Source organism: Streptomyces melanosporofaciens, assembly GCF_900105695.1.
GTDB lineage: Bacteria > Actinomycetota > Actinomycetes > Streptomycetales > Streptomycetaceae > Streptomyces > Streptomyces antimycoticus.
In genome coordinates, this window is the sequence record NZ_FNST01000002.1 from 9,161,020 (window position 1) to 9,179,914 (window position 18,895).

16 protein-coding genes are annotated in these 18,895 nt (G+C 70.5%); 6 read left to right on the forward strand and 10 right to left on the reverse strand.

The window, feature by feature from the left end; all coding sequences use genetic code 11:
* Nucleotides 1-128: 128 nt before the first annotated feature.
* The 4 genes from BLV72_RS41905 to BLV72_RS41925 form a co-directional block, all read right to left on the reverse strand.
* Nucleotides 129-1,292, reverse strand: a complete 1,164-nt coding sequence (locus BLV72_RS41905; RefSeq protein WP_244321274.1) for a bifunctional class I SAM-dependent methyltransferase/NUDIX hydrolase — start codon at nt 1,290-1,292, stop codon at nt 129-131.
* 63 nt (nt 1,293-1,355) lie between these two features.
* Nucleotides 1,356-2,837, reverse strand: a complete 1,482-nt coding sequence (locus BLV72_RS50695) for a methyltransferase domain-containing protein (RefSeq protein WP_244321275.1) — start codon at nt 2,835-2,837, stop codon at nt 1,356-1,358.
* Between the two features lie 283 nt (nt 2,838-3,120).
* Nucleotides 3,121-3,342 (reverse strand): helix-turn-helix domain-containing protein, encoded by a 222-nt coding sequence (locus BLV72_RS41920; RefSeq protein WP_037952025.1) that lies wholly within the window; start codon nt 3,340-3,342, stop codon nt 3,121-3,123.
* Nucleotides 3,342-3,833 carry a DUF2975 domain-containing protein gene (locus tag BLV72_RS41925; protein WP_093469042.1) on the reverse strand — a complete coding sequence of 164 codons (492 nt, stop codon included), beginning with the start codon at nt 3,831-3,833 and terminating at the stop codon, nt 3,342-3,344. Before BLV72_RS41925 ends, BLV72_RS41920 begins: the two co-directional genes overlap by 1 nt.
* A 710-nt stretch (nt 3,834-4,543) precedes the next feature.
* Here BLV72_RS41925 and BLV72_RS41930 point away from each other — a divergent pair.
* From BLV72_RS41930 to BLV72_RS41945, 4 genes are all read left to right on the forward strand, one after another.
* A complete protein-coding gene (locus tag BLV72_RS41930; RefSeq protein ID WP_093469043.1) occupies nt 4,544-7,624 on the forward strand; it encodes an FAD-binding and (Fe-S)-binding domain-containing protein in 3,081 nt (1,026 codons plus the stop codon).
* Nucleotides 7,625-7,702: 78 nt separating this feature from the next.
* Nucleotides 7,703-9,502, forward strand: coding sequence for a thiamine pyrophosphate-requiring protein (locus BLV72_RS41935; protein WP_093469045.1), 1,800 nt, complete (start codon nt 7,703-7,705; stop codon nt 9,500-9,502).
* A gap of 2 nt (nt 9,503-9,504) precedes the next feature.
* Nucleotides 9,505-10,629, forward strand: coding sequence for an enolase C-terminal domain-like protein (locus tag BLV72_RS41940; RefSeq protein WP_093469046.1), 1,125 nt, complete (start codon nt 9,505-9,507; stop codon nt 10,627-10,629).
* Between the two features lie 13 nt (nt 10,630-10,642).
* Complete coding sequence (locus BLV72_RS41945) at nt 10,643-12,463, forward strand: glycoside hydrolase family 15 protein (protein WP_093469048.1); 1,821 nt, start codon at nt 10,643-10,645, stop codon at nt 12,461-12,463.
* Nucleotides 12,464-12,562: 99 nt separating this feature from the next.
* Here BLV72_RS41945 and BLV72_RS41950 read toward each other — a convergent pair whose 3' ends face one another.
* Nucleotides 12,563-13,228: a DUF4142 domain-containing protein gene (locus BLV72_RS41950; protein WP_093469049.1), complete on the reverse strand. Its 666-nt coding sequence runs from the start codon at nt 13,226-13,228 to the stop codon at nt 12,563-12,565.
* Between the two features lie 210 nt (nt 13,229-13,438).
* Between BLV72_RS41950 and BLV72_RS41955 the strand changes: the two genes are divergently transcribed.
* Nucleotides 13,439-13,939 (forward strand): nitroreductase family deazaflavin-dependent oxidoreductase, encoded by a 501-nt coding sequence (locus tag BLV72_RS41955; RefSeq protein WP_093469051.1) that lies wholly within the window; start codon nt 13,439-13,441, stop codon nt 13,937-13,939.
* A gap of 61 nt (nt 13,940-14,000) precedes the next feature.
* Here BLV72_RS41955 and BLV72_RS41960 read toward each other — a convergent pair whose 3' ends face one another.
* The 5 genes from BLV72_RS41960 to BLV72_RS41975 form a co-directional block, all read right to left on the reverse strand.
* Complete coding sequence (locus BLV72_RS41960; protein WP_093469052.1) at nt 14,001-14,492, reverse strand: MarR family winged helix-turn-helix transcriptional regulator; 492 nt, start codon at nt 14,490-14,492, stop codon at nt 14,001-14,003.
* Nucleotides 14,493-14,771: 279 nt separating this feature from the next.
* Nucleotides 14,772-15,098, reverse strand: a complete 327-nt coding sequence (locus BLV72_RS49040; RefSeq protein ID WP_208905911.1) for a hypothetical protein — start codon at nt 15,096-15,098, stop codon at nt 14,772-14,774.
* Between the two features lie 375 nt (nt 15,099-15,473).
* Nucleotides 15,474-16,388 carry a S1 family peptidase gene (locus tag BLV72_RS49045; protein ID WP_208905912.1) on the reverse strand — a complete coding sequence of 305 codons (915 nt, stop codon included), beginning with the start codon at nt 16,386-16,388 and terminating at the stop codon, nt 15,474-15,476.
* A 226-nt stretch (nt 16,389-16,614) separates the two neighbouring features.
* A complete protein-coding gene (locus BLV72_RS41970; RefSeq protein ID WP_143059857.1) occupies nt 16,615-17,064 on the reverse strand; it encodes a hypothetical protein in 450 nt (149 codons plus the stop codon).
* An 84-nt stretch (nt 17,065-17,148) separates the two neighbouring features.
* The gene (locus BLV72_RS41975; protein WP_143059858.1) at nt 17,149-17,907 is read right to left on the reverse strand and encodes an IclR family transcriptional regulator; all 759 of its coding nucleotides are present in this window, start codon (nt 17,905-17,907) and stop codon (nt 17,149-17,151) included.
* A 391-nt stretch (nt 17,908-18,298) separates the two neighbouring features.
* Between BLV72_RS41975 and BLV72_RS41980 the strand changes: the two genes are divergently transcribed.
* Nucleotides 18,299-18,877, forward strand: a complete 579-nt coding sequence (locus BLV72_RS41980; protein ID WP_093469057.1) for a VOC family protein — start codon at nt 18,299-18,301, stop codon at nt 18,875-18,877.
* The last annotated feature ends 18 nt before the right edge of the window (nt 18,878-18,895 follow it).

An 18,895-nucleotide genomic window follows, 5' to 3' on the forward strand; every position in this document is an offset into this window, starting at 1 on the left:
TAAACAGCGTGCGTGCTGCTGCCCCGCGGCCCCCGCGAAATGTGGCGGATCGGCTGACATCGCATCCGACCTGCTCTTCGCCCCGCTCCGGCGACAACGACGCTCTATCCGCCTGACGAGCATCACCGTCAGGCGTAGGGAGTGAAATGCGCTGGGGTGTGGTCGATGGGCAGGTCGGGGCGCCAGGCGGTGAGAATCTGGGCGCTGCACACGAACAGGCCGTCAGGCAGCTGGTCCAGGGGGTGCCAAGCCCAGTCACCGACGCTCTCGTCCGGCTGCGTGGCCGGCCGGCCTTGCCAGGTGCTGACGATGGCGCCGACGGTGACCCGCACCACGTCTCCGACGTGGTCGACGAGCGTGCCCAGGAGCGTGACGTCGTCGGGCCGGGCGATCAGACCGGTCTCCTCGGCGAGTTCACGGATCACGGTCGCCTCGAGGGATTCCCCGGGCTCTACCGTTCCTCCCGGTAGCTCCAGGGTGCCGCGGCGGTGGCGGCCGAGGAGTACGCCCCGGTCGCTGAGGACAATGGCGCCGACGCCGATGGCAGCATGTGGCGTGGGAGGCCGCGTGGTGCGGGGGCGGCTGGAGATGCGTGCGGGGCGGTTGGGGAGGCGACGGGCGCGGATGAGCTGCTGCACGACGGGGTTGTTCTCGTCGTAGGGGTGCAGGAGGTCGATGGCCTCGACTCGGAAGCCGTGGTCGGTGAGCAGGTTCTCCCATAGCCGCGGGGCCAGGACCCACATCCGGGTGGGCAGCGGTGGATCGTCGCGGAGCATGATCATCTGGTCGCGTGGCGTGACAGTGGTGGATGGACCGCGGCCGTTCAGGTCGGTGTGGAGGAGCGAGAGGACCAGCGGTGCGCCGGGGCGCAGGCCGTCGCGCAGCGCTGGCAGGGAGCGGTGCGGATCGGTGAAGGCGAGGCTGCCGATGGCGTACGCGGCGTCGAAGGGCTTGGCGGTGCGGAGGTAGCCGACCACATCGCCATGCACGAATTGGACGCCGGGAGTGCCTGCATGCGTATCGATCGCGCGTTGGTGCTGGGTGAGGGACAGCTCGATCGCGGTGACCTGCGCACCGTGCGTCCGGGCCAGGTGCACGGCGTGGTGGCCGGGGCCGGAGCCGATGTCCAGGACGCGTTGGCCGGTGACGTCACCGAGGATCTCCGCACCGGGGCCTACCCCTTCCCACGGTGCCCACTCCAGTCGTTCGGGGACAGGCGGCATGTATCCACGGTCCAGCTGACGTTGGCCGTATACGGTCCAGGCTTCGGCATTGAGGTCCTCAATGGACACCGGAACTCCCGAGAGCAGAGAGAAGAGAGTAGTAGCTGCGCGCTCCATCATCCGGTTTGGGCCTCAAGGCCCCGCGGCGAGGTAGTTCGGGCCTCGGCCCTGGCGGGTGCGTTCGATGGCCTCGAGACGGGCGAAGGGCAGCTCGCCCATGAGCCGTCGCCACTGGGCCATCTCATGGACGGCCCACAGGTCGTGTTCGGCCGGGTCGAGCCGGATGCGGCGCAGTTGCTCGGGGCTGAGTCGGCCGCCGTCGAAGATGAAACCGATCTTGCCCAGCGGCCAGCGGGGACCCGGCGGGCGGTAGTGCGTCAGCAGCAGGCGTGGTTGGCCCCGGCCGAGTTGGAGTCCGGTCTCCTCGGCCGTTTCGCGGCGTGCGGTCTCCAAGGGGTCTTCACCGGCGTCGGCGTTGCCACCGGGCAACTGCCACAGCCGGTCGCCGTACACGGAGCGCAGCTGTACCGGGCGATCGTGCTCGTCGCGGATGTACAGGCAGCTGTACACCGTGTGATGGGGCACCGTCTGGACGTACTCCGCGGGAGTCATGGGCATGGTGTGGCCGGGCCGTCCCGGACGGTGGTCGAACTCGAAAGCGAGGGCGCCGAGGGCTTCCTTGTCCGGTGAGTAGATGCGGCGGAGATTGGCGAGTTGCTCCTCGCGCGAGGAGTCGGGATCGATGCGTGTCGGGTCCTCCGCGTCGAGAAGCTCGTCGAATGAGCTGTACGGGGTGATTCGCTGTGCGACGATGTCGAGTTCCCGCCCGCTGTCCGGCTCGCGGAAGATGATCGTGTCCCCGGTTTCGACGGCCGCTTTCCTGGCGGTCCTGACGCGTACTTCGATTGTTTTGCGTCCGGATTCCACCTGTGCGTAGTAGCGCTCCTGAAGGGTGAAGTGGTGCTGCCGCGCGGTGGGCGTCGCGCCTGGGCTTTCGGCGAGTGTGCGGGGTGCGCGGTTGGCCGATGGCCCAGCGGGCAGCGTGGCCTCGGCCGGGTGGGGGCCGCGCAGGACTACGAAGGCCAGTCCTTCGGCGTCGTGGCGTTCGGTGGTGGACCAGCCCGCCCGGAGCTGGGCGAGTTCATCCTCGTCGAGCGCGATGCCGCGCCGCCCGGCCGGGGTATCGGTGGCGAGGGGCGCGATGACCACGAGGGCGGCGCCAGGTCGCAGGCGGCGGCCGAGGGCCCGGATGGTTCGGTCGCGGTGCTTCAGGAAGGGATATACGAACCGTAAGGTGATCACGTCGTAGCCGTCGGCGTGCAGCGGCGCCCAGTCGTCGAGCTCGATGTCCAGGCGTAGCCACCGGGCGGCATTTCCGTGCCGGGCGGTTGCCTCGGCGAGGGCGTTGTCGGACCAGTCGACGGCGTCGACGTGGTAGCCGAGCGAGGACAGGTGGGCGGCGAGTTCACCGACCCCGCACCCGATGTCGAGGGCCTTACCCCCGACAGGGGCGGGGAGGTGTGTGGCGAGCAGTGACCGCTCACGGTCGCTGAGCGGGCGATAGCGGCGGCCATCGGCATAGCCGGTGTTCCATTCGTTCCGTGTGGTGAACACCAGGGACACGTCCTTCCCTCAAGCGACGGATCCACGGCAGCAGCGCAGAGGATGTGGAAGACCGGGGTGGTCGACGCCGTGTTGGAGGGATCCTCTCCACAACGGAGCGGGTTGAACACGTCAAGGACAGACGATGGGTCCGGACTTGACCATAGGGCAGATCGAGGAAGTCCTGGCTGCATGGCACAGGGCCGGAGTCGCCGGCTGACCAACTCGGCGCTCCGGCCCAGGTGCCGTGTCGCGGGCCGGTGGTCCCGCGCGTTTTCACGCCCGCTCGGGGACGTCATTCGCCCGCGGCGTCCTCGGCCTCCCAGCGCAGCAGGTCGCCCGGCTGGCACTTGAGTACCTCGCAGAGCGCGGCCAGTGTCGCGAAGCGCACCGCCTTGGCGCGGCCGTTCTTGAGTACCGCCAGGTTGGCGGGTGTGATCCCGACGCGGTCCGCGAGGTCGCCCACGGACATCTTCCGCCTGGCCAGCATGACGTCGATGTCGACGACGATCGGCATCAGATCACCTCGTCCAGCTCGGCCTGCATCTGGGCCGCTTCGACGTCGCGCGCGACGGCCTGGGCGAGCAGCATCCGCAGCACGAACACGATGAGCGCGACCCCCAGGATGGCCACGCCAATCCCGCCCATGATGGCGGTGACGCCCGGGTCGTCCCGCTGGCCCGGCGCATTGATGGCCGTGACCGCGAACCACAGGAGGGCGGCCGCCACGATCGCGCCGATCACGGCGTCCACGTACCGGAAGGCGGCATGGGAGAACACGGTTCCGCGGCGCACCATCGTCACCAGCCGCCAGACGCTGACCAGGGCGACCTGGGCCGACACCATGCCCAGGACCGTGATCACGCGCAGCGGGGTCAGCGGGAGCGACCCGTCCTCCGGGTCGCTCCCGCTGACCAACACCCACACCATCAATGCCTGCACGAACACGGTGCCGGCGAGCACCACCACGAGCACGGCGCGAAGCGCACGCACTGCCAGCTGTCCCATGTCCCATCCTTCCATCGAGTTACGATGGGAATCTATCGAATCTCGATAGATGATTCAAGGGGTGAGACGGAGGATGGGTGGTCCGGCGCTGCCTGGGTGGGCACCGTCGGCCAGCGCTTCCCTTGGCCAGGCAGGGGCACTGGCAAGGGCCTGGGTCGTGGCGATGAACGAGACATGCCGCGAACGGCAGAGGGCGGCCATCTCCTCGGCCAGTCGCGAGGTCCGTCGCAGATGGCCTTCACCCGCGTCGACGACGGGCCGGGGGACCTACGACCAGCGCATCGATCGCCCGCTGCCCGCACCCGTCGAGGAGCGAGGCCACGCACATCGCCGGGTGCCCCTGATCGCCGTGATTCGTACAGGTCCCGTGTCCGGGTCCGCGTCTCCACCGCCGGGCCGTGGCCCTGCTCTGGTTTGTGACCTGCTGGTTCGTACCCGCGATCCGGCTTTTCCACCGCTCGCGCAAGAAACGCCGAGGGTCCTCGCCGCGCCTCTGAGCCTGTCCTCGCCTTCGGTCGCGGCGCCTGTGGCCACCGCCCGTCTGCCCGCCCCGGCGTCCGGCCGTACGCCGGGCCCCGGCTCCGCCCGCGGGCTCGGGGCGCTGAGCCGAACGGGGAGGGCCCGGCACTTCGGGCGGGATGAGGAGCGAGGAAGGGGAACTCGTTCAAGGGGCCGGTCACAGCCTCGGAGGCCACAGCGGGAAGGTGCCCATGCTCAGGAAAGGTCGGAAGGCCGCCATCGGCGGCGATGAGCGCGACACACGGGCCAGGACGTTGGAGAAGGCGTTGCGCGAGAGCGTCGACGGGGAGGTGCGTTTCGACGCGGGCAGCCGGGGCGCGTATTCCACGGACGGTTCGAACTACCGCCAGGTGCCGATCGGTGTGGTGGTGCCACGGACGGTGGAGGCCGGAGCCGAGGCCGTCGCGGTCTGCGCCCGGTTCGATGCTCCCGTGCTCAACCGGGGCGGCGGAACCAGCCTCGGAGGCCAGTGCACCAACGCGGCGGTCGTCATCGACTGGACGAAGTACTGCGACCGGCTGGTATCGGTCGACACCGACCGGCGGACCTGTGTGGTGGAGCCGGGCATCGTGCTCGACGAGCTCAACCGTCGGCTGGCCGCCCACCAGCTGAAGTTCGGGCCCAAACCCTCGACGCACAGCCACTGCTCGCTGGGCGGCATGATCGGCAACAACTCCTGTGGCGCGTCCGCTCAGGCCTACGGCAAGACGGTGGACAACGTACGGCGGCTGGAGGTCCTGACCTACGACGGAACCCGCTGCTGGGTCGGTCGCACCTCGGACGACGAGTTCGCGGCAGTCATCGCGGCCGGTGGCCGCCGCGCGGAGATCTACCAAGGGCTGCGGGACGTCGTCAACCGCTATCTGGGGGACATCCGGCGTGGCTTTCCCGCCATCCCTCGGCGCGTATCGGGATACAACCTGGACTCGCTCCTCCCGGAGAACGGCTTCGACCTCGCCCGCACGCTGGTGGGAAGCGAGGGCACCCTGGTCACCGTTTTGCGGGCCGAGCTGGATCTGGTGCCGGTACCACCGTACGAATCCCTGCTGGTACTCGGTTACGACGACATCTGCGCGGCCGCGGACGACGTTCCCCGGCTCCTGGACCACAGCCGCCCCACCCAGCTGGAGGCCCTGGACGACCGGATGGCACAGCTCATGCGGGAGGAAAACGCCTATCTCGATTCCCTGGATCAGTTTCCATCCGGGAACAGCTGGCTCTTGCTGCAGTTCAGCGGCGATACCCAGGAAAGTGTCGATGAACAGGGCCAAGCGCTGCTGCGGGCGATCGGCCGCAGCGAGGACGACGGCACCGTGACGTTCTCCGACAATCCCCGGCGGGAGCAGAAGATGCTCCGGGCCCGGGAGGCCGGACTGGGCTTGACGGCGCGCCCACCGGACGGGCGCGAGACCTGGGAGGGCTGGGAGGACTCGGCCGTTCCGCCGGAGAGGCTCGGCGACTACCTCCGCGACCTCAAGCGGCTGTTCGAGCGGTTCGGTTATGGTCTCTCCTCGCTGTACGGGCATTTCGGCCAGGGATGCGTGCACACCCGCATCCCCTTCGAGCTGACCAGCGCCGAGGGCGTCGCGGCCTTCCGGGATTTCCTCGTCCGGGCCGCGGATCTGGTCACCTCCTACGGAGGATCGCTCTCCGGGGAACACGGCGACGGGCAGGCCCGCGGCGAACTGCTGCCGAGGATGTTCGGCGACCGGCTGGTCACCGCGTTCGGCGAGGTGAAGGACCTCTTCGATCCGGACAACCGGATGAACCCCGGGAAGGTCGTGGCTCCCCATCCGGTGGATGAGGATCTGCGACTGGGCCCGCACTGGCGGCCGCGCACCCACCAGCCGCACTTCGGCTACCCCGACGACCAGGGATCCTTCACCCATGCGGCCATGCGCTGCGTCGGCATCGGCAACTGCCGTACCCACACCGGCGGCGTGATGTGTCCCTCGTACCGGGCGACCGGCGAGGAGGAACACTCCACCCGCGGCCGTGCCCGGTTGCTGTTCGAGATGCTGGAGGGGCACGCCGACTCGACGATCTCCGACGGCTGGCGTTCCACCGAGGTTCGTGATGCCCTCGACCTGTGCCTGGCCTGCAAGGGCTGCAAGTCCGACTGCCCGGTCGGGGTGGACATGGCCACCTACAAGGCCGAGTTTCTCGCCCACCACTACGCCGGGCGGCTCCGTCCGGCCGCCCACTACTCGATGGGCTGGCTCCCGGTGTGGGCCCGCCTGTCGCGGATCTCACCGCGGCTGGTCAACGCCGTACTGAACGCCCCGGGCATCGCCCGGCTCGGGAAGGCCCTGGCCGGGGTGGCCACCGAACGGAACGCTCCGACCTTCGCACCGGAGTCGTTCCTCCAGTGGTGGCAGGCGCGCGACGGGTCGCAACCGGAGCCCGGCGACGCGAACGCGGTCGTGCTGTGGCCGGACACCTTCAGCAACTTCTTCCAGCCGAACATCGCCCAGGCGGCGGTCCGGGTGCTGGAGGACGCGGGGTTCCGCGTGGCGGTCCCCACCCGCGCCGTATGCTGCGGCCTGACCTGGATCTCCACCGGACAGCTCGCCACGGCCAAACGCGTCCTGCGCCGCACGGCGGACACCCTGCGGCCGTGGGTCGAGGCCGGCACCCCGATCGTCGGCCTGGAGCCCTCGTGCACCGCGGTCTTCCGCGCCGACGCACCCGAACTGCTGCCCGAGGACCAGGCCATCCAGCGGCTTGCCCGGCAGTTCCGCACGTTCTCGGAACTGCTGGTCAATGACGCTCCCGGCTGGCAGCCGCCGAAGCTCAGCAGGACGGCCACGGTGCAGACGCACTGCCACCAGCATGCCGTGCTCAAGGACGACGCCGACCGGGAGCTGATGCGCCGGGCCGGCCTTGTCGCCGATGTCCTGGACGAGGGGTGCTGCGGGCTCGCGGGCAACTTCGGGTTCGAACGCGGCCACCACGAGCTGTCGATGGCCATCGCCGGGCAAGGCGTCCTGCCCGCCGTGCGTGACACCTCGCCCGGCGCACTGGTCCTCGCGGACGGATTCAGCTGCCGCACCCAGATCGAACAGGGCGACACCGGCCGACGTGCGATGCACCTGGCCGAGGCCCTGGCCCTCGGCCTGGACGGGCCGCCGCCCGCGCACCGGCCCGAAAAGCTCCTCCGCCGCCCCGAACCCTCCGTGAGGGACGCCCGCCTGGCCACCGGCGCCGCACTCGCCGTCACCGGGGCCACGGTGGCCGGGGTCCGCGCCCTGGTACGCCACCGCCGCGGGTGAGCGCGGCGGGTCCCGCCGGCCGAAACCGCCGTACAACGGCGACACCTCAGCCAGACCACTGACGAGAGAGGAAAAACCGTGTCGAGCAAAGTGTCCGACTACATTCTCCAGCGACTGCGCGAGTGGGACGTGGAGCACGTCTTCGCCTACCCGGGCGATGGCATCAACGGCCTGCTGGCCGCCTGGGGGCGGGCCGAGAACAAGCCGCAGTTCATCCAGGCGCGGCACGAGGAGATGGCCGCGTTCGAAGCCGTCGGGTACGCGAAGTTCTCCGGCCGGGTCGGGGTGTGCGCGGCGACCTCCGGCCCCGGTGCCATCCACCTGCTCAACGGCCTCTACGACGCCAAGCTGGACCACGTACCGGTGGTGGCGATCGTCGGCCAGACCAACCGCAGCGCCATGGGCGGCTCGTACCAGCAGGAAGTTGATCTGAGCAACCTGTACAAGGACGTCGCCGCCGACTTCTGCGAAATGGTCACCGTCCCCGAGCAACTGCCCAACGTCATTGACCGGGCGATGCGCACGGCCCGTGCCAAGCGGACCGTGACGGCCGTCATCATCCCGGCCGACGTGCAGGAACTGGACTACTCACCGCCGACCCACGCGTTCAAGATGGTCCCCTCCAGCCTCGGCATGGCCCGGTACGCGCCGACCCCCGCCGCCGAGGAGATCACCCGGGCCGCCGAGGTGCTCAACGCGGGCGAGAAGGTCGCCGTCCTCATCGGCCAGGGTGCGCGCGGGGCCCGCGCGGAGGTCGAGAAACTCGCCGACGTCCTCGGCGCGGGGGTGGCCAAGGCGCTCCTGGGCAAGGACGCGCTCCCCGACGACCTGCCGTATGTCACGGGAGCGATCGGGCTGCTCGGTACCCGACCGTCCTATGAGCTGATGCAGGACTGCGACACCCTGCTGGTCGTGGGATCCAGCTTTCCCTACACCCAGTTCATGCCCGAGCTCGACCAGGCCCGCGCCGTGCAGATCGACATCGATCCGTTCATGGTCGGACTGCGGTACCCCTTCGAGGTCAACCTCGTCGGAGACGCCCGGGCGACGCTGCGGGCGCTGCTGCCCCAGCTGAAGCGCAAGAAGCACGGATCGTGGCGCAAGAAGATCGAGAAGGACACGGCCCGCTGGTGGCAGGTCATGGAACGGCGCGCCGCCGTGGACGCCGATCCCATCAACCCCGAATACGTCGTCCACGCCCTCGACGCCCTGCTGCCCCACGACGTGATCCTGGCCGCCGACTCCGGCTCCGCGGCGAACTGGTACGCGCGCCACCTCCGCATCCGCGGATCCATGCGCGGCTCGCTGTCCGGCACCCTCGCCACCATGGGTCCAGGAGTGCCGTATGTCATCGGAGCCAAATTCGCCCACCCCGACCGGCCCGCGCTGGCCATCGTGGGCGACGGAGCCATGCAGATGAACGGCATGGCGGAACTCATCACCGCGGCCAAATACTGGCCCGAGTGGCGGGACCCGCGGCTGATCGTCGCGGTTCTCAACAACCAGGACCTCAACCAGGTCACCTGGGAGATGCGCGCCATGTCCGGCGCACCGCAGTTCCTGCCCTCGCAGGCCCTCCCGGACGTACGGTACGCGGACTTCGCCCACTCCATCGGTCTGGGCGGGGTACGCGTGGAAAAGCCCGACGGCGTGGAAGCCGCCTGGCACAAGGCGCTCGGCGCCGACCGGCCGTTCGTCATCGACTTCCGTACCGACCCGGCCGTGCCGCCGATTCCGCCGCACGCCGGCCTCGACCAGATCGAGGCCGCCGCCACGGCCATCGTCAAGGGCGACAGTGACCGTGAGGCGATGGTCAAACAGGGCTTCAAGGCCAAGGTCCAGGAGTTTCTTCCGGGCCGGAAGCACCACGAGGACTGACGGTGCGCCACCACGCCCGGGGCGCGGACCCCGTTGTCGACTCGGTCGGTACCTCGGTCTACCGGTTTCCCACCGATGTCCCCGAGGGCGACGGCACGCTGGCCTGGGACTCGACCACCGTGGTCGTGGCCCAGGTCCGCTCCGGCGGCACGACGGGCCTGGGCTACACCTACGGGGCCGCGGCCACCGCCCAGGTCGTCGAAGAGCAGCTGGCCGGCATCGTGACCGGCAGCTGCGCGCTGGATGTGCCCGGCGCCAACGAGGCGATGTCCCGGGCGGTGCGCAACGCCGGCCGGCCCGGTATGGTCGCGGGCGCCATCTCGGCCGTGGACATCGCCCTGTGGGACCTCAAGGCGCGGCTGCTTCAGGTGCCGCTCATCAGGCTGCTGGGGGCGAGCGGTGCCGAGGTGCCCGTGTACGGCAGCGGCGGTTTCACCACGTACGACGACCGTCGGCAGGACCGGCAGCTGCGCATCTGGGTGGCCGAGCAGGGCATTCCACGGGTCAAGATCAAGATCGGTGAGTCCTGGGGCACCGCGGAGCAGCGCGACCGGCGGCGCATCGCGCTCGCCCGCCGGAGCGTCGGCGACCATACGGAGCTCTATGTCGACGCCAACGGCGCCTACACCCGCAAACAGGCCATCCGGCTCGGACCGCACCTCGACGCACACGGCGTCACGTGGTTCGAGGAGCCGGTCTCCTCCGACGACCGGGCCGGTCTGGCGCAGGTCAGGGCCGGCGTCGCGGCCGACGTGACGGCCGGGGAGTACGGCTACACGCTGCCGTACTTCTGGCATCTGCTCGGGGCCGACGCCGTGGACTGTCTGCAGGCCGACGCCACCCGCTGCGGCGGCCTGACCGTCTGGCTGCGCACGGCGGCCCTGGCCGAGGCGGCCGGTCTGCAGATCTCCGGCCACTGCGCGCCACATGTCCACGCCCATGCGGCGGCGTCCGTGCCCAATCTGCGGCACCTGGAATGGTTCCACGATCATGTGCGCATCGAGAACCTGATGTTCAGCGGCGTTCTGGACCCGGCGGGCGGCACCATCCGGCCGGGCGAGGACCGGTCACCCGGCCATGGGCTCACACTCCGTGCCGACCGTGCCGATCCCTACCGCATCGCCTGAGGACACCGCGACGATGACCAAAGGCCACCGGCCGGACGAGACGCCCCGCTATCCGCCGCAGGACCTGGGCAGCTACGCGTTGCTCGCCGACGGCGAGCGCGGCGCCCTGGTCGGCCCGCGCGGAGAGATCTGCTGGCTGTGCGCGCCGCGCTGGCACGACGACGCGGTGTTCGCCGCGCTCATCGGGGGCGGCGGACTGTACGCCGTCACCCCGGCGGAACGGTTCGTGCCCGGCGGCACGTACGAGGACGGCTCGCTGATCTGGCGCAGCCGGTGGGTGACGCGCAGCGGCATCGTCGAGTGCCGCGATGCGCTGGCGTTCCCGGGGGAGACCGGGCGTCTGGTCCTGCTGCGGCGCATCGTGGCCCGCGAGGGTAGGGCCCGGGTCCGGGTGGTGCTGCACCCGGTGGCGGGTTACGGACGGGAGCCGATGCGCGAGACGCGGCGCGGCGCGTCGGGGGAGTGGCGGGCACGGCTGGGCAGGCTGGCGTTGCGGTGGTCGGGCGCCGAGGACGCCCGGCCGGCCGGCGAGGGCGGGGACGGCTGCCGGTTCACGCTGGAGCTGGATCTGGCGGAGGGCCAGCGGCGTGATCTGGTGCTGGAATTGGGAGCCGGGCCGCTGCGGACGCCGACCGTCGATCCGGGGCGGGCCTGGGCGGCCACCGAGCGGGCCTGGGCCTCGGCAATCCCGGGGCTCGGCGACACCGTGGCGGTCCGTGACGCCCGCCAGGCCTACGCGGTGCTGCGCGGCATGACGAGCGCCGGCGGCGGGATGGTCGCCGCGGCCACCACCAGCCTGCCCGAGCGCGCCGAAGAGGGACGCAACTACGACTACCGGTACGTGTGGATCCGCGATCAGTCCTATGCGGGCCAGGCCGTGGCCGCGGCCGCCCCCGGACCGCTGCTGGACGACGCGGTCCGTTTCGCCACGGCCAGGCTGCACGCCGACGGGCCGGACCTGAGCCCCGCGTACACCGTGGACGGCCGCCCGGTCCCCGACCAGCAGCCGCTCGACCTGCCCGGCTATCCCGGCGGCTACGACCGGATCGGCAATCACGTCAACCGGCAGTTCCAGCTCGACTGCTTCGGTGAGGCGCTGCTGCTCCTCGCCGCCGCGGCGGAGCATGGCCGGCTGGACGGCGACGGCTGGGCGGCCGCCGGGATCGCCGCGGACGCCATCCGGCGGCGGTGGCGGGATGCGGACGCCGGGATCTGGGAACTGGACAACCGCGCCTGGACACACAGCCGTCTGATCTGCGCCGCCGGACTGCGCCGGATCGCCGACGCGGCCCACCGCGGGCCGTCGGTCCATGAATGGTCCTCTCTGGCGGATGCCATCGTCGCCGACACCGCCCGGCGCGCCCTGCACCCGGACGGGCGCTGGCAGCGCTCCCCGGACGACCCCTCGCTCGATGCCGCGCTGCTGCTGCCTCCCCTGCGGGGCTTGCTGCCGGCCGACGATCCCCGCACCCGGGCCACCCTCCGCGCCTACACCGCGGAGCTGACCGACAGCTTCTACGCCTACCGCTTCCGGCACGACGAACGGCCCCTCAACGAGGCCGAGGGCGCGTTCGTCCTGTGCGGTTTCGTCGTGGCACTCGCGGAGCACCAGCAGGGCCACGAGATCGACGCATACCGCTGGTTCGAGCGCAACCGCGGCGCCTGCGGCGCGCCGGGCCTGTACGCGGAGGAGTACGACGTCGCCCAGCGCCGGCTGCTGGGCAATCTGCCCCAGGCGTTCGTCCATGCCCTGATGCTCGAAGCGTCGGCACGGCTGGCCGGCCCCGCGACCACCCCGCGGAAGCCGCCTCGGCCCGCGGATGCCGCCCCCTAGCTGGAGGAAACCCGACCGCTCATGTCCCAGACGGTCGTCGTCGCGGGCGCCAATGCCGCCATCGGCCGCGCGTCTGCCGTCCTGCCCTGCATGCGAGTGTCAGAAGGTGGAGGCGATGTCGTCGTAGGTGGCCTCGTCGACCAGGCCGGAGTCGTCCAGGACGTTCTGGTGGTCGAGGACGGTGAGGTTGACCTCGGAGGCGAAGCGGCGCATCAGGGAGTTCTTGGTGCCGGCGCGGACCTGGGCGATGCTGACGAAGATCTTGCCGTGGGTGCCGCGGAGGATGTTGGCGAACTTCTTGTCGAAGTCGGCGCCCTGGGCGTCCTCCAGGGTGCGGACGAAGCCCTGCTGCTCGGCGCTGGCCTCGTCCGGCAGGGCGACGTTGAGCGCTTCGGCGGTGTTGCGGACGAACTCGTCCAGCTTGGAGTGTCCGTCCATGACGTGCATCCCGGCCCGTTTGACGGCCTCGCTGGTGGCGTGGGTCTGGGCGAGCCGCCCGGCCGGGGCCTCCCACAGGTTGGCCTGCCGGACCTTCACCAGGAACTCCATGTCCAGCTTGCTCACCGGGCCGGCCGTGGTGACCACATCACCCGGCGCGGCCGGTTTCGCGCTGGGGAAGTTCGACGAGCCGTTCTCCGTGGCGTTGGCGTCGCCCCGGGTGGCCCACACGATCGCTCCGGCGATGACGGCCAGGGCGAGGAGCAGGACGCCCGCGATGGTGAGGTTGCGTGAGCGGCCGGATGCCGACCGGGCGTGCGCGGTCATGGTGCCTCCTGGATCGGGGTGTGTTCGCCTGCCGGGGGCGGACACATGCGTCGTGGGCACGCAGCACGCTAGGCTTTTAGACAGTGCAAAATTTGCACTTTGATAAAGCATGCGGAACCGATGGCCGGGGCCCCTCCGATTCGCTACGCTCCTCCGCTTCCCGACGGCGAGAGTGCGGACCCCGGCCGCCTGCGAGGAGGAGACCCGTCGATGCCGAACCGCCGTACGCGGGTGCCCCCGCCTTCCGGGCTGCGCAGGTTGATGTTCCGGGCGCCGCTCGTGCTCTACCGCTGGCGCCTGGGGTGGCTGCTGGGCGGCCGGATGCTGCTGCTCACGCACAGGGGTCGTACGAGTGGCCTGCCGCGGCAGGTCGTCCTGGAGGTGACCGGTCGCGACCCGGCGACCGGGGCGTACCATCTCGCCTCCGGTTTCGGCCCGTCCGCGCAGTGGTACCGCAACATCCGGCGCACTCCGCACGTCACCATCCAGGTCGGACGGCGCCGGATGCCGGCGATCGCCGAGCCGCTGGATCCGGAGGAGTCCGGGCGCTTGATGGCCACCTACGCGCTGCGGCATCCACGGCTGGCCAGGGGACTGATGCGGATGTGCGGTCTGGAGGGCGACGGCAGCGCGGAGGACTACCACCGCATCGGGCGTGACCACATCCCCTTCGTACGCGTCCTCCCCGACGAACGGCCCGCGCCGCGGTGAAGAAGGCTCACCCGGTTCGCCGGTCTCCGCGTCAGGACGGGCAGTCCGGCGCCGTCGGGGGTCACCAGGTCGCGTGCGTCTGCGGACCGTCCTCCACGGAGGGTTCGCCACCTGCTTCCGTGAACGCCTGCAGCGCCTCGATGAGATGACGCCGCTGACCGGGTGGCATGACGTCGACGATGCCCGCGATCTCCCGTCGCCGTCGGCTGGTGGCCTCGTGCACGATCCGCCGGCCATCTTCAGTGAGGGAAATCATGCTGGTGCGCCGGTCCTCCGCGGTGACACCGCGCGCTACCGTGCCTGCCGCGACCAGGCGGTCGATCATGCGCATCGCGGTCGATGGCTGCACCCCCAGCTCCCCCGCCAGCCTGGACAGACTCAGCGGCCCCCGGCCGTCGAGGACGACCAACATGCGGAACTGCGGCAAGGTCAGGGAATCCTCCACCGCGGCCAACGACCGGGCGGAGACGGCGACCAGGAGCCGGGACGCGGTCAGCAGGGCGGTGACCATCGCCTCGGCATCGGACTCGGAGGCTGGAGAAGGGCGGGGCATACGCCCTTTCTACCGTCCCGGTCTCCACGCTGCGCGCCCGGTGCTCCCCGTACGTTCCTGACCCGTGAATGTGGACGGCCCGGTCCAGGTCCGGGTTTTCGCCGGGTATGACAGCCACCAAGAGGGCGGCTCCAGGCAGGTGCGTCTCTGCCGTGGGGAGTCGCAGCCCACGCCGCCGGCGCCAACACGGCTTCGCTCAGCTCCACACACCACATGTCGTCCGGCAGGGACGCCACCACGCCCTTGCCGGGTCCGGGTTCGCCGACGCAGCCGATCGGATCAGTGTTGGTGGGCCCGGGGGCCGCTGTGCTGGTCCTGGTCACCGGGGGTGCCCCCGCGGTGGTCGGGACGCGGTGTGGCACCGGTCAGGGTGCAGCCCGGGTGGGACAGGTCGAGCCTCCCCTCGGTCAGGCAGGACGCGATCATGTAGACCTGCTGGCCGTAGCCACGACCCCGCACGGCGGTCACGGTTCCGTCCGGGCCCACCTCGCAGGGGTTGTTGTCGGTGCACTTCTCGCCGGCGTCGTTGTGGGTGTTGTGGATCCCCACGACCGTGGTGCCGTCGGGGCCAGCAGTGCCGAACCGGAGGTGCCGTGCCAGGGGCACAGTCCTTGCCGGTGGCGTAGCGGATCGAGTGGTCCTGCTGGTAGCCGCCCTCCCGCAGGTGCGTGACCACGGCCTCGGCGGTGCACTCGAGGCGGCCACCGGCGTAGGCCAGGGTCAGCGGGTCACCCGCACGCACGGGGGTGGGGGTGAGCCGGAATACTTTCACGCGCTCGGCCCTCAACTGCGCGTAGGTCTGGTCCAGTCGGTAAAGCGCGACGTCGGTGCCGGTCATCGTCGCGTACACCAAACGCTGCGCATGGGCGGTGGTCTGCGGGTAGCCCTGGCGGTCGGCGATCGGCACCTCGCGGTCGGCCGGCCGGTCCACCAGCGCGGCTCCGGGCGCGGGCCGCTTTCCCTGCACACAGTGGCCGTTGGTCAGCAGCAGCGCCGGGTCCTGCGGCCGGGCGGCCGGGGGCTCACCACCGAGCCCACGCAGCCGCCCAGGTCCGCCGCGCCTTCCACGTTCGGGATCTCGTCGTCGGCCGGCACGTGGGTGCCGCTGATGATGCCGTCGATCCAGCCGGCGTGCCTGGTGACGTCGGTGTACAGCGTCTTGCCGCTCTCGTCGGGGCCACTGACCACACCAGCCACCGCCCACTGGCCGCCCTCGCGGACCAGCGCGGGCCCACCGGAGTCCATGTTCGACGCGGCGACGCTGCCATCGGCGCTACCGACGCACAACTCCCCACTGGCCGCGTGTGACGGACACGTCGAGATCGGCTGCACCACGGTGTCGGCCTCCCGCAGCCGCGTCGGGTAGCACGCCGAGTTGGTGCTGTCGTCGCAGGTCATGCCCCAGCCCATGATGCGGACGGGTGTGTTGTCCGCCGGCGTTGTCGAGGCGATCCGCACGGGCTCGGCCCGGACCGGGGTGCGCAGGTGCATCAACGCCATGTCCCGGCCCCAGAAACCCCCCTCATCATTATGGGTCGCCAGCCGGTAGTAGTGGTCGACCTCGGCGACCTCGCCCCCGGACGAGGTGTCCAGCGACCCGACCCGGACCTTCCAGCCACGCGGGACACCCGCCTTGGCCCCGGTCGGGTTCTTGCCGGCGCAGTGGCCGGCGGTCAGCACCCACTGCGGTGCGAGGACCTCCACCCCACAGCCGTGTCCGTCCGGGCGCGGCGGCGCGGGATAGGACGGCTGGAACGAGCCCATGAACGAGTAGGCGTGGGTCGACTCGGTGCCACCCACGACGGCCTGCGCCGGCCAGACGGCCATCACGGTCGCGGTCACGGCGACCCCCGTCGTCAGGACGGCGGCCGTCCTCGGACTGATCCACTTGCGCATAGGTCTCTCCCCTTTCGTCCGCCACCGGTCATCGCTGCGGCGGGCTCGTACGGAGGAGGAACAGCATTCGGCCGTCCCGCCCGGCCACTGATCCTGGACGCAGCGGTCCTCCGGCGGGGCTCACCCGCGTATCAGGCGCTCCACGGCGACCGCTCAGTTGTGTATCAGCGTGTGTGGGCGGCAGCGCCAGTCCGGTACTCCAGTCGGAAACCGTTGCTCGAGCTGGTTACGTGCGGGTGGCGAGCGCCGGGCGCGCCGTCGCGCTTGCCTCCGGCGTGCTGGTGAGACGTGGCTGACCAGCGTCTTCCGTCTCGGTGCGCGTCGCGCGTTCGAGCAGCTCCAGGATGTGGGACCGGGCGAAAGCCTCGCCGGCGCCTGCCGCGCCGAGCTGCGTCGGCCCGAACATCGTGCCGGTGCAGGAGCTGAAGAGGACGGCGTCCGGCTGCCTCTTCGGCAGGGAGCGGGGAATGCGCCCGGTCCCGGAGCCCGGCAGGTCCGCGGACCATGGGGGTACGACGTCCGGGTCGAGTACGCGCCGGGCCAGAGCGGTGGCCCGTTCGATGGCTCGGGAGGGCAGCAGGTGCGCCGCGTCGTAAGCCGCGCCCACCGCTCGCGTGGCGCCCGACCAGTGCTTCGCAGCGGCTGTCCAGCCCGCGGCCACGGCCCGTTGCGTCATGGACGTAGCGTGGGCCCCTCGCCACGTCCACCAGCCGGCCCTCGAGCCTCACCCACCGCCAGGACGGACGGCTCGGTCTGCGCCCTAACCGAGCCGCGCGCCGAGTTCGGTGGCGGCGGCGACGACAGCGCCGCTGAGGAGGGCGAGTTTGGCATCCGCCCGCCTCGCCGGGCCGGATACGGACAGCGCACCGCAGGCCACGCCCTGCCGGTTCCGTACCGGGGCGGCCACCGCGCAGAGGTCCCATTCGCTTTCCTCCATGTTGGTGGCGTAGCCGGTCTCCCTTACCTTCTCGAGCTCGGCCTCGAGCGCCCGGCGGGTGCTCACAGCGCGCTCGGTTCCGCCTCGCAGCCGCGCGCCCGGATAGCGGCGCCGCAACTCTTCGCGGGAAAGCTCGGCGAGCAGCACTTTCCCTGCGGCAGACGCGTGCGCCGGGCCTCGCTGCCCGGTACGCATCCCGGCACGGATTACCTGCTGGCTCTCCACACCTTCGACGAAGACGGTCTCTGTGCCTTCCAGTACGAGCAGATGCGCGGTTTCGGAGGTGTCTTCGACGAGCTTTTCCAGCAGGGGACGCGCTTCGTCGCGGAGGGCGACTGCCCCCATCACGGCGATGCCGAGCCTGGCCAGGGCGGGCCCAGGTCCGTAGGCCTTGGTCTGGGCGTCCTGGCGGAGCAGGTCGCGGGCCTGCAGGGTGGTCAGCATCCGATGAGCGGTCGACCTGGCCACTCCGAGCTCGGCGGACACGTCGGCCACTCGCAACGACGGGTTGTCCACCAGCATCAGCAGGATCCGCGCGGCGTTGTCGATCGATTCCACCGGGTAGGCGGCCGGCACTGCCACAACCCCTCCGTCTCGCCGTCGTCACTGCGGCGCGGCTGTTCTGGTGATCGGAATTGTATTTCGCCTGCCAGAATAACCGCAGTCCCCCCTCGATGTCTCGGCGGATCTCGCCAGTCAGTCCGCAGGCCGTGTCGGTGGTGCGTCACGGCGCCGCCGGAGGCGCCGGAGCCGCCTTCGAGCAACTTCCGCGAGCGGGTTGGAGCGAATCCTTCCCGCCGGTCGGAGTCACCGCCGTGGCCGCCATCCCGCCGATGTATCGCCTCGCCTTGTCTCGTTCTGCTGGACAGAGCGCCTGCCGCCCAGCAGAACATCAAGCGTTGACCAAGTACTGGGGCCGGGTTACTCTGCAGAACATGATCTGTCTTGCAGAACGCTGTCTCAGAGGAGCGCCGTGACGACTCCAACGCCGTCCGTCGCGGAACTCGGCCATGTCGGCCTGCGCTGTCACGACGTGAGCAGGCAACTCGCGTTCTACACCGAAGTCCTCGGACTGACGGTCACCGACCACGACGAGCGGCTGGGCATCTGGTTCCTGTCCGCCCGGCCGGACACCGAACATCACGAACTGCTCCTGGCCGAGGGGCGGGACGCGCCGGTCGGCATCAAACTCATCCAGCAGGTGTCGTTCCGGTGCGCGCGCTTCGAGGACGTCCTCGGCTTCCATCGGCGTTTCCGGGAGCACGACGTCCGGCTCGACATGATCGTCTCGCACGGCAATGCCGTCGGCGTCTACTTCTACGATCCGGAGGGCAACCGGTGTGAGGTCTACTGGCGGACCGGGCTCGTGGCACGACAGCCCTTCGTCGAGCACATCGACATCGAGACCGACCCTGAGGAGCTTCTGGACACCATCCGGGCTTCGGTCGAGCGCCACGGCGCGACGGGTTTCACCGAGGAGAGTTATCGCGCCTGGACGCGCGAACAAGCGATGCCGGCCGGTGGCGCCGCAGCCAAGGAGGTAAGGCAGTGAAGTTCGTTCGCTACGCGG

Bases quoted from the DNA above. Each gene is read 5' to 3' on its own strand.
- BLV72_RS41970 (WP_143059857.1), bottom strand. From the start codon at position 17,064: ATGACGCAACGGGCCGTGGCCGCGGGCTGGACAGCCGCTGCGAAGCAC.
- BLV72_RS41950 (WP_093469049.1), bottom strand. From the start codon at position 13,228: ATGACCGCGCACGCCCGGTCGGCATCCGGCCGCTCACGCAACCTCACC.
- BLV72_RS41945 (WP_093469048.1), top strand. From the start codon at position 10,643: ATGACCAAAGGCCACCGGCCGGACGAGACGCCCCGCTATCCGCCGCAG.
- BLV72_RS41955 (WP_093469051.1), top strand. From the start codon at position 13,439: ATGCCGAACCGCCGTACGCGGGTGCCCCCGCCTTCCGGGCTGCGCAGG.
- BLV72_RS41920 (WP_037952025.1), bottom strand. From the start codon at position 3,342: ATGCCGATCGTCGTCGACATCGACGTCATGCTGGCCAGGCGGAAGATG.
- BLV72_RS49045 (WP_208905912.1), bottom strand. From the start codon at position 16,388: ATGCGCAAGTGGATCAGTCCGAGGACGGCCGCCGTCCTGACGACGGGG.
- BLV72_RS41925 (WP_093469042.1), bottom strand. From the start codon at position 3,833: ATGGGACAGCTGGCAGTGCGTGCGCTTCGCGCCGTGCTCGTGGTGGTG.
- BLV72_RS41960 (WP_093469052.1), bottom strand. From the start codon at position 14,492: ATGCCCCGCCCTTCTCCAGCCTCCGAGTCCGATGCCGAGGCGATGGTC.
- BLV72_RS41930 (WP_093469043.1), top strand. From the start codon at position 4,544: ATGCTCAGGAAAGGTCGGAAGGCCGCCATCGGCGGCGATGAGCGCGAC.